General features: G+C 64.9%; 12 protein-coding genes. 3 read left to right on the top strand and 9 right to left on the bottom strand.

The window, feature by feature from the left end:
- Both BM190_RS04985 and BM190_RS04980 read left to right on the top strand, forming a co-directional pair.
- Positions 1–1,278, top strand: coding sequence for a beta-ketoacyl-ACP synthase (locus BM190_RS04985; protein ID WP_018320949.1), 1,278 nt, complete (start codon positions 1–3; stop codon positions 1,276–1,278).
- Positions 1,279–1,286: 8 nt separating this feature from the next.
- Positions 1,287–2,219 (top strand): lipid A biosynthesis lauroyl acyltransferase, encoded by a 933-nt coding sequence (locus tag BM190_RS04980; RefSeq protein WP_092252445.1) that lies wholly within the window; start codon positions 1,287–1,289, stop codon positions 2,217–2,219.
- 39 nt (positions 2,220–2,258) lie between these two features.
- Here BM190_RS04980 and BM190_RS04975 read toward each other — a convergent pair whose 3' ends face one another.
- The 8 genes from BM190_RS04975 to BM190_RS04940 all read right to left on the bottom strand — a co-directional run bounded on the left by BM190_RS04975 (position 2,259) and on the right by BM190_RS04940 (position 11,854).
- The gene (locus tag BM190_RS04975) at positions 2,259–3,371 is read right to left on the bottom strand and encodes a polyamine ABC transporter substrate-binding protein (RefSeq protein WP_092252443.1); all 1,113 of its coding nucleotides are present in this window, start codon (positions 3,369–3,371) and stop codon (positions 2,259–2,261) included.
- Positions 3,372–3,373: 2 nt separating this feature from the next.
- Positions 3,374–4,555 carry an aminotransferase gene (locus tag BM190_RS04970; protein ID WP_092253042.1) on the bottom strand — a complete coding sequence of 394 codons (1,182 nt, stop codon included), beginning with the start codon at positions 4,553–4,555 and terminating at the stop codon, positions 3,374–3,376.
- A gap of 7 nt (positions 4,556–4,562) precedes the next feature.
- Positions 4,563–4,889, bottom strand: coding sequence for a rhodanese-like domain-containing protein (locus tag BM190_RS04965; protein WP_177236917.1), 327 nt, complete (start codon positions 4,887–4,889; stop codon positions 4,563–4,565).
- Positions 4,890–5,047: 158 nt separating this feature from the next.
- Positions 5,048–6,976 (bottom strand): potassium transporter Kup, encoded by a 1,929-nt coding sequence (locus BM190_RS04960; protein ID WP_092252439.1) that lies wholly within the window; start codon positions 6,974–6,976, stop codon positions 5,048–5,050.
- A 140-nt stretch (positions 6,977–7,116) separates the two neighbouring features.
- Positions 7,117–9,015, bottom strand: a complete 1,899-nt coding sequence (locus BM190_RS04955) for a potassium transporter Kup (protein WP_018320943.1) — start codon at positions 9,013–9,015, stop codon at positions 7,117–7,119.
- 173 nt (positions 9,016–9,188) lie between these two features.
- Positions 9,189–10,019, bottom strand: coding sequence for an OmpA/MotB family protein (locus tag BM190_RS04950; protein ID WP_018320942.1), 831 nt, complete (start codon positions 10,017–10,019; stop codon positions 9,189–9,191).
- A 23-nt stretch (positions 10,020–10,042) separates the two neighbouring features.
- Positions 10,043–10,816, bottom strand: a complete 774-nt coding sequence (locus BM190_RS04945) for a motility protein A (RefSeq protein WP_018320941.1) — start codon at positions 10,814–10,816, stop codon at positions 10,043–10,045.
- A 213-nt stretch (positions 10,817–11,029) separates the two neighbouring features.
- A complete protein-coding gene (locus BM190_RS04940) occupies positions 11,030–11,854 on the bottom strand; it encodes an SDR family NAD(P)-dependent oxidoreductase (protein WP_092252437.1) in 825 nt (274 codons plus the stop codon).
- A 99-nt stretch (positions 11,855–11,953) separates the two neighbouring features.
- Here BM190_RS04940 and BM190_RS04935 point away from each other — a divergent pair, with 99 nt between their 5' ends.
- Positions 11,954–12,247: a hypothetical protein gene (locus BM190_RS04935; RefSeq protein WP_092252435.1), complete on the top strand. Its 294-nt coding sequence runs from the start codon at positions 11,954–11,956 to the stop codon at positions 12,245–12,247.
- 15 nt (positions 12,248–12,262) lie between these two features.
- Here the strand turns inward: BM190_RS04935 and BM190_RS04930 are convergent, their stop codons facing one another.
- Positions 12,263–12,982, bottom strand: coding sequence for an RraA family protein (locus BM190_RS04930; RefSeq protein WP_028145264.1), 720 nt, complete (start codon positions 12,980–12,982; stop codon positions 12,263–12,265).
- Between the last annotated feature and the right edge of the window lie 34 nt (positions 12,983–13,016).

Genomic DNA, 13,016 nt, shown 5'->3' with positions numbered 1-13,016 from the left:
ATGACTGCACCACGCGATAAACTCGGGCGCCCCGTCGTCGTCGTCACCGGCATGGGCATCATGACCTCGCTCGGTGCCGGCAAGGCCGACAATTGGGCCAAGCTCGTTGCCGGCGAATCCGGCATCCGCACCATCACGCGCTTTCCGGTCGACGGCCTGAAGACCACGATGGCCGGCACTGTCGATTTCGTCAGCGTCGATCCGTTCTCCTCCACCGGCCTGTCCGAGCGGATGGCTGAGCTCGTGACGGAGGAAGCGCTCGAGCAGGCCGGCATCGGCGCCAAGGCCGATTTCCCGGGGCCCCTCTTCCTCGCGGTTGCGCCGGTCGAGGTCGAATGGCCGCAGCGCCGCGAGCTCGGCCGCGCCGTCGGCGCGCTCGACTTCAACTATGACGATCTCTTGCGTATCTCCGGCGGCGGCAAGTACAGCGCCTATCATCACCGCTTCATGTTCGGCTCGGTAGCCGCACATCTCGCCGAGACCTTCGGCACCAAGGGCTCGCCGATCTCGCTGTCGACGGCCTGCGCGTCCGGAGCCACCTCGATCCAGCTCGGCGTCGAGGCGATCCGCCGCGGCGAGACCGACGCTGCGCTGTGCGTCGCGACCGACGGCACCGTGAATCCGGAAGCCCTGGTACGCTTCTCGCTGCTTTCGGCGCTGTCGACCCAGAACGATCCGCCGCAGGCGGCCTCCCGCCCCTTCTCCAAGAACCGCGACGGCTTCGTCATGGCCGAAGGCGCCGGCGCGCTCGTGCTGGAAAGCTTTGAGGCCGCCACCGCGCGCGGCGCAAAGATTCTCGGCGTGATCGCCGGCTGCGGCGAGCTCACCGATTCCTTCCATCGCACCCGCTCTTCGCCCGACGGCAAGCCGATCATCGGCTGCATGAACAAGACGTTGGCCGATGCCGGCATGACGCCGGACCAGATCGACCACATCAACGCGCACGGCACCGCGACGCCCGAGAACGACAAGATGGAGTTCAACACGACATCGGCCGTGTTCGGCGAGCTCGCGCAGAAGATTCCGGTGACCTCCAACAAGTCGATGGTCGGCCACACCATCTCGGCGGCCGGCGCGGTGGAGGCGATCTTCTCGCTGCTGACGCTCGAGCATCAGCGCATCCCGCCGACGATCAACTACGAGACGCCGGATCCCACGATCCTGTTCAACGTCGTCGGCAACAAGGCGCGCGACGCCCGCGTCACCGCGGTGATGTCGAACTCGTTCGGCTTCGGCGGCCAGAACGCCTCGCTGATCCTGACCCGCGAACCGGCCTGACCGGACGCATGGCGCTGCTTCCTGCGAGGACGAAGGCCCGCGCGCGGGAGGCTGCAAAATCGATCGGCGGCAGCCTGATCGGCGCCGCCACCGTGGGCATGCTGCGCACCACGCGCTATTTCGATCCGGCCAAGACCTCGGACTTTTTCGCGCGCGTGGTGAAGCTGATCGGCCCGCGCCTGCGCGAGCACCGCATCGGCCGCGCCAACCTCACCGCGGCGTTTCCAGAGAAGTCGGCCGAAGAGATCGAAGCCATCCTGATGGGCGTCTGGGACAATCTCGGCCGCGTCGGTGCCGAATTCGCCCATATCGACCATGTCTGGGATTACGATCGCGACCATCCGGAAAAAAGCCGGATCGAATTGTCGCCGCGCAGCATCGAGCTGTTCGACCAGATTCGCGACGACGGCAAGCCGGCGCTGATCTTTGCCGCGCATCTCGCCAATTGGGAGCTGCCGGCGCTCGCTGCCGTCGCGCATGAGCTGGATACCGCGATCCTCTATCGCCGGCCGAACATCGCCTCCGCCGACCGCATCATCCAGGAGATGCGCCAGGTCAACATGGGCACGCTGATCCCGGCGGGCCGCGACGCGCCGCTGCGGCTCGCGCAGGCGCTCAAGGACGGCAAGCATGTCGCCATGCTGATCGACCAGTATCTGACCGCCGGCGTCGAGGTCACCTTCTTCGGCCGCAAGACCCGCGCCAACCCGATGCTGGCCCGCCTCTTGCGCCAGGTCGAATGCCCGATCCACGGCGTCCGCATCATCCGCCTGCCCGATGGCCGCTTTCGAGGCGAGCTCACCGAAGAGGTCAAGCCGGTGCGCGACGCCGACGGCAAGATCGACATCCAGGGCACGACCCAGGCAATCACCAGCGTGGTGGAAGGCTGGGTGCGCGAGCATCCCGAGCAGTGGCTCTGGCTGCATCGCAGGTGGCGGTAGTTACGCCGTCATTGCGAAGAGCGGAGCGACGAATGCCCCTCACCGCCCCGTCTTCACCTTGGTCCAGAGCCGGTTGATGATGCGCTGGGTCGCCGGCTCGCGCGCCGTGATGACGAACAGTTTTGCGAGCGTCGCCTCGTCCGGATAGATGTTCTTGTCGTTCAAAATCTTCGGATCGACCAGCTTCTGGCTGGCGAGGTTGCCGCTCGCGTAGGACAGGAAGTCCGAGTTCTTGGCGGCGACATCGGGCCGATAGAGATAGTTGATCAGCTCGTAGGCTTCCCTCACGTTCTTCGCATCCGCGGGGATCGCGAGATTGTCGAAGAACATCTGTGCGCCCTCCTTCGGAATGGCGTAGCCGATCTCGATGCCACTCTTCGCCTCGGCAGCACGCGCGCGGGCCTGCATGATGTCGCCGGACCAGCCGACCACGAAGCAGATCTCGCCGGTCGCGAGCGCGCTCAGATATTCAGACGAGTGGAACTTGCGCACGAAGGGGCGGACTTTTGCGACGACATCGGCGGCCTTCTCAAGGTCGGCTTGCTTGGTCGAGTTCGGATCGAGCCCGAGATAGTTCAGCGCCGCCGGAAAGACGTCGTCGGCGGAGTCGAGCATGTGCACGCCGCAGTCTCTGAACTTGGCGAGGTTCTCCGGCTTGAAGACGATGTCCCAGCTGTCGATCTTGGCATCCGGCCCCAGGATCTGCTTCACCTTGGCGACGTTGTAGCCGATGCCCGTCGTGCCCCACATGTAGTTGGCGGCGTAGTTGTTGCCGGGATCGTAGGTCGCAAGGTTCTTGGTCACCATCGGCCAGGCATTTTCCAGGTTCGGCAGCTTCGCCTTGTCGAGCGTCTGGAAGATGTTGGCCTTGATCTGGCGCTGCAGGAAATAGGCCGTGGGCACCACGACGTCGTAGCCGGACTTGCCGGCCATCAGGCGCGTCTCCAGCGTCTCGTTGGCATCGAAGGTGTCGTAGACGACCTTGATGCCGGTCTCCTTGGTGAAGGCCTCGAGGACATCCGGCGCCATATAGTTGGACCAGTTGTAGAAATTGACGACCCGCTCCTCGGCCCTGACGGGAGCGGAAAGCAACGTCAGCGCGGCGGCGATTGCAAAAGCACGGCAAATCCCGGAGCGGCCGACATTGGTCATCTCTACCTCTTGCGTCCACGCACCGCGTCCGACAGCCGCTCCAGCGCGGTGTCGAGCGTCTCGTCCTTCTTGGCAAAGCAGAAGCGCACCACCGAGGTCACGGGGTCCTGCTCGTAGAACGCCGACACCGGGATCGCCGCCACCTTGTAGTCCTTGACAATCCGCCAGCAGAACTCGGTGTCGCTCTCGTTGAGCCCGAGCGGCGACAGGTCGACGGTGAGGAAGTAGGTGCCTTGCGACTTCAGCACGGGGAAGCCGAGGCTTTCCAGCCCCTTGGTCAGGCGGTCCCTGCTCCGCGTCAGGTCTTTCCGCATCGACAGGAAATATTCGTCCGGCTTGCCGAGGCCGTAGGCGACGGCGGCCTGCAGGTTCGGCGCCGTGGTGAAGGTCAGGAACTGGTGCACCTTGGCTGCGACGCGCAAGAGCGGCGGCGCGGCGCAGACGAAGCCGATCTTCCAGCCCGTCAGCGAGAAGATCTTGCCGGCCGAGCCGACCTTGATGGTGCGCTCGCGCATGCCGGGAATGGTGATCAGCGGGATGTGCTTGTGCTCGTCGAAGGTGACGTGCTCCCAGACCTCGTCGCAGATCGCGATGACGTCGAACTCCTGACAGTAGCGTGCGAGCAGCTCGAGATCCTCGCGCGGAAAAACCACCGCGCTAGGATTCAAGGGGTTGTTGAACAGCACCGCCTTGGTCTTTGAATTGAAGACGCTTTTCAGCATGTCCTCATTCAGCCGCCAGTGCGGCGGCTCGAGCCGTACGAGGCGCGGAATGCCACCGGCCTGGCGGATGATCGGCAGATAGGAATCGTAGACCGGCTGGAAGCAGACCACCTCGTCGCCGGGCTGGACCACCGCGAGGATGGCCGAGGTCAGCGCCTCGGTGCCGCCGGAGGTCACCATCACCTCGCTCATCGGATCGAGCTTGAGCCCGTGCCAATGGCCGTAATGGGTCGCGATCGCCTGGCGCAGTTCCGGCAGGCCCATCATCGAGGGGTACTGGTTGTAGCCGTTCAGCGAGGCCTCGGCCGCGGCGCGGCGGATGTCCTCGGGGCCCGGATCGTCGGGAAAGCCCTGGCCGAGATTGATGGCGGCATTGTCGCGCGCGGCCTGCGACATCGCCTCGAAGATGGTGACGGGAAGGTCGGCGAAGACCTTGTTCAGCGAGGAGCTCTTGGACGTCATCGCGAGGTCAGCCACCGACCTTGCTGGGAAGCCCCGCCGCCTTCCAGCCGAGCATGCCGCCGGCCAGATGCTTGTCGTAAGGCAGGCCCGCCGCCTGCGCCGCGAGCGAGGCCGTCACCGAGCGTTTGCCCGAGCGGCAGGCGAACACGACGTCCTTGCCTTGGGGATCGGGGATCGCCTTGGGATCGAAGGTCGAGAGCGGAACCACGACGCCGTAGGGATAGGCCTCGGCTTCGACCTCGTTCGGCTCGCGCACGTCGACGAGGAGATAGCGGCCCTCCGCGACACCCTTGGAGACCTCTTCCGGGGTCAGATCCTGCACCTGGTTTGCCACATCATCCTCCAACGTCGCGCGTGCCAGCCGGACCTATCCCGGCCGGCGGCAACCTCGCCTCTCGGCTCACGAAAATCAAGCGCTACAAAGGCTTGAGCCGCGCGGCGCAAGTTAAAGCTAAATCGCAGCGACTTGAAGTGCGGCGTTGATTCGGCCGCCTAGATCGTCACCTGCGTTCCGACCTCGACCACGCGGCCAGAGGGGATCTGGAAATAGTCCGTGGCGTCGTTGGCCGACCGGCTGAGCGAGATGAACAGCCGGTCCTGCCAGCGCGGCATTCCGGAATGGACGGCAGGCTTCAGCGCCCGGCGCGACAGGAAGAACGAGGTCGACATGATGTCGAACTGCCAGCCCAGCTTGCGGGCGATGGCGAGCGCCTTCGGCACGTTGGGCGATTCCATGAAGCCGAACTTCAGCGTCACCTTGGAGAAGGTCGGCGAGATCTGCTCCAGCTTGACCCGCTCGGCCGGATCGATGCGGGGGGTCTGCGCGGTTTCGATGGTGAGAATGACGTTCTTCTCATGGAGCACCTTGTAGTGCTTCAGACTATGCATCAGCGCCGTCGGCGCGCTGAGCGGGTCGGAGGTCAGGAACACGGCGGTTCCCGGCACCCGCTGCGGCGGCCGCTTCTCCAGCATCGCGACGAGGTCGGCCAGCGGGAATTCGAGCTTGCGCGACTTCTCGAACAAGAGCCGGCTGCCGCGCCGCCACGTGTACATCAGGATGATCATGAGCGTGCCGAGCGCGAGCGGCACCCATCCGCCCTCGAATACCTTCAGCAAATTGGCGGCGAGGAAGGTCAGGTCGAGGAACAGGAACGGCGCAATCAGAGCGGCCGCGGTGAACGGCGACCATCGCCAGACCTTCCAGATCACGACGAAGCCCATCATCGCCGTCACCACCATGGTCCCCGTGACGGCGATGCCATATGCGGACGCCAGCGCACTGGAGGAACGGAACAAGAGCACCATCAGTATCACGGCGACCAGCAGCAGCTGGTTGATGCGCGGGATGAAGATCTGGCCGGAATGGGCTTCGGATGTATGGCGAATTTCAAAGCGCGGCAGCAGCCCGAGCTGGATCGCTTGGCGCGTCAGCGAATAGGCGCCGGTAATGACCGCCTGGCTCGCGATCACGGTGGCCATGATAGCAAGCAGGACCATTGCGCCCCGGATCCAGCCTTGCGGAAACAACTGGAAGAACGGGCTCACGATCGCGCCGGGATCATCCAGGACGAGTGCCCCCTGCCCCAGATAGTTCAGCGCCAGCGACGGCAGCACGACGAACAGCCAGGCGGTCTGGATCGGCCGCTTGCCGAAATGGCCGAGGTCGGCATAGAGCGCCTCGGCGCCGGTCACCGCCAGGAACACCGCGCCCAGCGTCACGAAGCCGATGATGCCGTGGTGGATCATGAACGACACGGCGTAGAGCGGGTTCAGCGCCAGCAGCACCAGCGGCTGCCGCATGATCGGACCGACCGCGGCGATCGCGATCGCCGCGAACCAGACGCACATGACCGGACCGAAGAACGCCGCGACGCTCGCCGTGCCGCGCGATTGCACGGCGAACAGGCAGACAAGGATCACCAAAGTCAGCGGAACAATGTAAGGCTCGAATGTGAGCGTGATGTCCTTCATGCCTTCGACGGCCGACAGCACCGATTGCGCCGGCGTGATCACGGCGTCGCCGTAGAACAAGGCGCCGGAAATGATGCCGAGCAGGACGATGGTGGTGCCGCCGGTGCCGACCGCGCGCTGGGCCAGCGCCATCAGCGCCAGCGTGCCGCCCTCGCCGTTGTTGTCGGCGCGGAGCAGGATCACGACATATTTGAGCGTCACCACGACGATGAGCGCCCACAGGATCAGCGAGAGCACGCCCAGCACGGCCGCGGGCGTCGCGAGCCCTTCGGTGCCCGAGGCCGCCGTCACCGCCTCGCGGAACGCGTAGAGCGGGCTGGTGCCGATGTCGCCGTAGACGACGCCGATGCTGCCGAGGGTCAGCGCACCGAAACGGGCGGTGGTGTGGGCCTCGCCATGGCCATTGGCCGCCGCCGTTTCCGGGGCGGAAATCACTACATCGCTTGTCATGGGAGAGCCCAGTGGCCTCTAAAATGCTTCACTGCACAACGGCGGAAGAGCGCGCGGCTTATAGTCCTGCGCTACCGGCATAGCCTAGCCCGATTCCGGGGCTTAGACATGCAAATTTGCATGACTAAGGCAGTTGCGTTCTAGATGGTGACTTGGGTTCCGACTTCAACCACCCGTCCCGTGGGGATCTGGAAGTAATCGGTGGCGTCGTTGGCGGACCGGCTCAGCGCGATGAACAAATGGTCCTGCCAGAGCGGCATGCCCGACTGCGCCGACGCCTTCAGCGACCTCCGGGACACGAAGAATGACGTCGACATGATGTCGAACTGCCAGCCCTGCTTGCGCGCGATCGCAAGTGCCTTGGGCACGTTCGGCTGCTCCATGTAGCCGAAGCGCAGGCGGACTTTCGAGAACTTGTCGCTGATCTTCTCCATACGGAAACGCTCCGCCAGATCGACCCGGGGCGTATGCGCGGTCTCGATGGTCAGGATCACGTTGTGCTCGTGCAGCACCTTGTTGTGCTTGAGATTGTGCAGCAGCGCGGTCGGCACAAAGGAGGGATCGCTGGTCAGGAACACCGCGGTGCCCTTGACGATGTGCGGGGGCCGCTTCTCCAGGCTGCGGATCAGATCGTCCAGCGGCACCTCGATCCGGCGCGTCTTCTGGATCAGGATTCCGGAGCCCTTCCGCCAGGTCCAGATCGTTCCCGCCATGGCCACGCCGAACAGCAGCGGCACCCAGGCGCCCTCAAGCAGCTTCAAGAGATTGGCGCTGAAGAAGCTCAGATCGACGATGACGAAGGGCATGATCACGGCCGCAGCCGTGGCAGCGCGCCAATTCCACAATTTCCAGATCACGATGAAGCCCATGATGCCGTCGGCGACCATGGTGGTGGAGACTGCGATGCCGTAGGCCGAGGCCAGATTGCTGGGAGTGTGGAACAGCAGCACCAGCAGCATCACGCCGATCAGCAGCAGCCGGTTCACCCGCGGCAGGTAGATCTGGCCGGCGTGAGTCTCGGAGGTGTAGCGGACCTCGAAGCGCGGCAAGAGACCGAGCTGTACCGCCTGATAGACCAGCGAATAGGCGCCGGTGATCACCGCCTGGCTCGCGATCACCGTCGCGGCGGTCGCAAGCCCGACCAGCGGCAGCACCAGGCTCTCGGGCACCATGCGATAGAACGAGTGCTCGATCGCGCTGGGATCGGACAGCACCAGCGCGCCCTGCCCGAAATAGTTGATCAAGAGCGCGGGCAGCACGAAGAACATCCAGGCCGACTGGATCGGCTTGCGGCCGAAATGGCCGAGATCGGCATAGAGCGCCTCGCCCCCGGTCACCGCCAGGAACACTGCGCCGAGGGTCACAAGACCAATCGTGCCGTGCGACAGCACGAACTGCACGGCGTAATAGGGATTGATCGCCGCCAGCACGGACGGATCGTCGGCGATGTGGACGGCTCCCATCACGGCGATGACGGTGAACCAGATCACCATCACCGGCCCGAAGGCCGAGGCGACCAGCGCGGTCCCCTTGCTCTGGACCGCGAACAGCAACGCCAGAATAAGGACCGTGAGCGGCACGACGTAATGCTCGAACGCGGGGGTTGCGAGCTTCAGGCCTTCGACCGCCGATAGCACTGAGATCGCCGGCGTGATCATGGAATCGCCGATGAACATGGAGGCGCCGACCACACCGAGGGCGAGCAGGAACCAGCTCCGCCGCCCGAGCGCGCGCTGCCCGAGCGCCATCAGCGAGAGCGTGCCGCCCTCCCCGTTGTTGTCGGCCCGCAGCAGCAGCAGCACGTATTTGGCGGTGACGACGATCAGCAGCGCCCACAGGATCAGGGAGAGCACGCCGAGAACCATGACCCGCGAGACTGGCTCGCCATGGGCGGCGCCCCTGACAGCCTCGTGGAATGCGTAGAGCGGCGAAGTGCCGATATCGCCGAAGACGACGCCGATGCTCCCGAGCGTAAGGGACCAAAAGCCTGAAGTGACCGGCCCGTCCTGGGTCTCGGCCTGTGTGATGCTCGCCGTCATGAGGGTGGAAAACGCTTCTTCCCTGGAATTGATCCGGCGCCTTTTGACGCTTCCGGCGCGCCTGTCAATCGGCGCACCACCATAGCAGGCGCCGAGCTGGATGCTGTGACGCCGCAGCCACGCTCATCGCCAGCGCGACGACATGCCTCAGGTAAGATGGTAGCGCAAGGGGGTTAGGGCTTCAGATTCGGCGGCAGCGGCGGATCTTCGCGCATCAGGGTGATGGTCACCCGCCGGTTGGCCGCGAGCGAAGGATCGTCCGGAAACAGCGGCTGGGTGTCCGCCTTGCCGGAGACAGCGAAGATGTGCGACGGCGGCAGGCCCTCGCGTTCGAGGATCTGGCGCACGGCATTGGCGCGGTCGGCCGACAGATCGAAGGCGCCGTAGTCGCTGCGGGTCGGCACGAAGCCGGCCGCAGTGTGGCCGGCGATGGAGACGCGCAGCGGCGTGGCCTTGAGCGGGATCGCGAGCTTCTCGACCAGACGGCGGGTGCGATCATAGGGCACCTTGGAGCCGTCGGCGAACATCGAACGGCCGTCCTGGTCGACAATCTCCAGATTGAGACCCTGCTTGGTCTCCTCGAACATGATATGCTTGGACATCTCGGTCAGCTCCGGCATGTCCTGCAACGCCTGGCGCAGCGAGGCTGCGGCGAGCGCGAAATTGCGGTCGACCTTGATCTTCGCGCCCGACGTGCGGTCGCGATCCTCCTGGTCCGGCGTCGGCGTGTTGGAGGCATCCTCGGGCTGGATATGGTCGACGTTCTTCAGCCGCGGGCGGGTCGGCAAACCGTCGGACTCGACGATGCCGGCATAGCGCGCTTCGCTCTGCACGCCGAAGGCGTCGCGCATCGATCCCGCGACGATCTTCAGCTTGTTGGCGTCCTGCGTCGAGAACGCCACGAGCATCACGAAGAAGCTCATCATCAGGCCCATGAGGTCGGCGAAGGTCACGAACCAGCCGTGACCGCCTCCATGGGCATCGCCGCGTTTCTTCTTGGCCATGTCTCAAATCCCGGCGGGCGGACTTACGCCGGCACCGGCTCGCCCTCGGCGTGGCGATGCTTCTCCGGCAGGTAGGCCAGCAGCATTTCGCGCACCAGGGTCGGGCTCTTGGAGTCGCGGATCATCAGGATGCCGTCGATGATCAGCGTGCGGTTGGTCTCCTCGTCCAGCAGCTTGCCGTGCAGCTTGTCGGCGATCGGCAGACAGAACAGGTTCGCGACCAGCGCGCCGTAAAGCGTGGCGAGCAGCGCGGTCGCCATGAACGGGCCGAGCTTGGAAGGGTCGGTCATGTTGGCGAACATCTGCACCATGCCGATCAGGGTGCCGATCATGCCGAAGGCCGGAGCGCAGTCGCCGATGGCGCGGTAGATCTTGCTGCCCTCGTCGAGGTGCATGAGGAAGTTGTCGCGGTCGCGCTCGAGATTGTCGCGGATGAAGTCGAGGTCGTAGCCGTCGGCGACGTAGCGGATGCCCTTGGCGAGGAAGGGCTCGTCGGTCTCGACCTTTTCCAGACCCACCGGGCCCTGCTTGCGGGCGATCTCGGCGATGCGGGCGAGCTCGTCGACGAGGTCGTGCGCCGACAGGCGGCTCATGGTGAAGGCGAACTTGGCGCCGAGCGGAAGGCCGTGCAGGAGCGCCGAGAGCGGAAAGCGGATCATGGTGGCGGAGATCGAGCCGCCGAAGATGATGATCATGGCATGTTCGGAGATGAACATGTGAAGGTCGCCGCCCATGAAGATCATCATCGTGATGACGATGATGCCCGCAATGAGCCCGACGCTCGTCATGATATCCATGGGATACTCCAACGCGTACGCAACAACGGCCGTCCTGGCCGCTGGCGCGGCCCAACCCCGAACCGCATCGGAAACCCTAGAGTGCCGCCCTTAAAGCCGCGTAAAGGTTAAGTTGAGCCGGCGCGCCAGACCGGCGTAGCGCATCGGGATGAGGCCGGCTTTGCCGATGGCCGACACGAATTTCAACACTTTGCTAACCATGATTGCGGCGCGCTAGCGTGCCAGGCCCGTCAGCTTCAGGCTCAGTTCGCGCAGGCGCTTGCGGGCAGCTGCATCGTAGGCCTGCGGATTGGCACGCGCCTCGTTCATGCCGTTGAAGAACAGCCCGCTCTTGCCTGCGACATCGTCACCCTCGACGAGGCGCAGGATCGCCGCGCCGCCCTGCTCCACCGTCGAGATCGGCGTGACGCCGCCGGCGCGCACCATCGTGGTGTTCATGTAGGTCGCCGGATGCAGCGCATTCACGGTGATGCCCGCGCCCTTCAGTTCGTCCGCGAGGTCGATGGTGAACATGATCTGGGAGAGCTTGCTCTGTGCATAGGCACGCGAACCGCTGTAGCCCTGCGTGATCATGACGTCATCGAAATCGATCGGATGCTGGCCGAGGGAGGCGACGTTGACGATCCGCGACGGCGCCGCGGACTTCAGCAGCGGCAGCAACAGATGGGCCAGCAAGAAACCCGAGAGATAGTTTACGGCAAACCGCAGCTCGTGACCGTCGGCGCTAACTTGCCGCTGCGGGCCGTCGTTCTGCGAACCGATGCCGGCGTTGCTGACGAAGACGTCGAGACGCTGGTGATCGCGGATGAGCGCTTCGGCGAGCGCACGCGTACCCGACATCGACGACAGATCGGCCTGATAGAAGGTCGGCGCGGCACCGCCGGCTTTCGCGATCTCGTCGCTCAACACCTTCGCACGCGCCGCATCGCGGCCATGGATCAGGACCCTTGCACCGTCTTCGGCCAGCCGGCGCGCGACGTAGCGGCCGACGCCGTCGGTCGAGCCGGTTACCAGGATCGTCTTGCCATTCATCTTCATCGTGCGTCCTCCGGCTGCGGCCCTGCGCCACGGGGGCGGAACCAGGGATGACTGCTATTCTAGCCCTGCAGCATGCTCCATCGCGGGAGCCGTTTTGCAATGTTGACGCTGTTCAGTCTTCTCACCGCGCTGCCTGCGGTGTTGGCGCTCCACCTGCTCGAGCCGGAACTCGTTCTACCGGCCTTCAGCCTCGTGCTGTTTGCCGAGGCCGCCTTCGCGGTGATCGCAGCGCGCTTGATCCACCTTCCGGACAATACGGAGGACATCACGCTGTGGGACCTTGCAGGCGGCTTCACCCTGATCGGGTGCGCCGCTGCAGTGTTCGGCGAGCCGGATCAGGCCGCCCTGTTTCTGACGGAACAGGGGGGCCCACGGCCGGTGTCGCAGCCTTAGGCGGCCTATCCCCCCTCAGTGAATCTCCGCCGAGCGCTTCAGCGCGGCCTTCAGCTTCTCGAGCGAGAAGTCGGGACTGCGGGCGATCTCCAGGATCGGCGTCTCGCGGCGGCCGCAGAGCTCGGCGGCCTCCGGCAGCTTTGCGGCGATGTCGAGCGGGATCACGATCGCACCGTGCTGGTCGGCATGGATCAGGTCGTCGGACTTCACGGTCATGCCGGCAACGCGAACCTCGCCGCCAAAGCTTTCCGCATGCACCCAGGCGTGCGACGGGCCGATCGAGCCGGCCAGCGCCTGGAAGCCCGGCGCCCATTGCGGAATGTCGCGGATCGAGCCGTCGGTGATGACGCCGAGACAACCGAGCGCCTTGTGCACGTTACTCTGCACCTCTCCCCAGAACGCGCCGTAGCCGACGTCGGGACCGTCGATGTCCTGGATCACCGAGATGCGCGGACCATGGCCGGTGCCGACATATTCGTAATATTCGATGCGGCGCCTGGACTGCTCTTCGGCCGGAAGCGAGGATTTCAGCACCGAGCGGATCGCGACCGTGCGGGCATAGCCGACGATCGGCGGCAGGTCGGGAAACGGGCAGACCAGTTGCTTGGTGGTGTAGCCGATCAGTCGGCGCTCGGGCGCCACGATCTCCATGGCATTGCAGATCGTCGGCGTGTCGTAGCGGCCCAGCGCTTCGAGGACGGAAGCGGGCAGCGGCCCGGTCGCTTTATCAGTCACGGCGTTCTCTCCCAGATTGGCGGTCGCTGTTGGC

The organism is Bradyrhizobium sp. Rc3b, from assembly GCF_900114915.1.
Lineage (GTDB): Bacteria > Pseudomonadota > Alphaproteobacteria > Rhizobiales > Xanthobacteraceae > Bradyrhizobium.
The sequence above is the reverse complement of the archived record's forward strand: the minus strand, read 5'-3'. Positions and strand labels throughout refer to the sequence as shown.

What these genes read in the sequence shown, in the direction of transcription:
- BM190_RS04980 (WP_092252445.1), top strand. Translation starts at nt 1,287, where the DNA reads ATGGCGCTGCTTCCTGCGAGGACGAAGGCCCGCGCGCGGGAGGCTGCA.
- BM190_RS04945 (WP_018320941.1), bottom strand. Translation starts at nt 10,816, where the DNA reads ATGGATATCATGACGAGCGTCGGGCTCATTGCGGGCATCATCGTCATC.
- BM190_RS04975 (WP_092252443.1), bottom strand. Translation starts at nt 3,371, where the DNA reads ATGACCAATGTCGGCCGCTCCGGGATTTGCCGTGCTTTTGCAATCGCC.
- BM190_RS04940 (WP_092252437.1), bottom strand. Translation starts at nt 11,854, where the DNA reads ATGAAGATGAATGGCAAGACGATCCTGGTAACCGGCTCGACCGACGGC.
- BM190_RS04985 (WP_018320949.1), top strand. Translation starts at nt 1, where the DNA reads ATGACTGCACCACGCGATAAACTCGGGCGCCCCGTCGTCGTCGTCACC.
- BM190_RS04950 (WP_018320942.1), bottom strand. Translation starts at nt 10,019, where the DNA reads ATGGCCAAGAAGAAACGCGGCGATGCCCATGGAGGCGGTCACGGCTGG.
- BM190_RS04935 (WP_092252435.1), top strand. Translation starts at nt 11,954, where the DNA reads ATGTTGACGCTGTTCAGTCTTCTCACCGCGCTGCCTGCGGTGTTGGCG.
- BM190_RS04970 (WP_092253042.1), bottom strand. Translation starts at nt 4,555, where the DNA reads ATGACGTCCAAGAGCTCCTCGCTGAACAAGGTCTTCGCCGACCTTCCC.
- BM190_RS04955 (WP_018320943.1), bottom strand. Translation starts at nt 9,015, where the DNA reads ATGACGGCGAGCATCACACAGGCCGAGACCCAGGACGGGCCGGTCACT.
- BM190_RS04960 (WP_092252439.1), bottom strand. Translation starts at nt 6,976, where the DNA reads ATGACAAGCGATGTAGTGATTTCCGCCCCGGAAACGGCGGCGGCCAAT.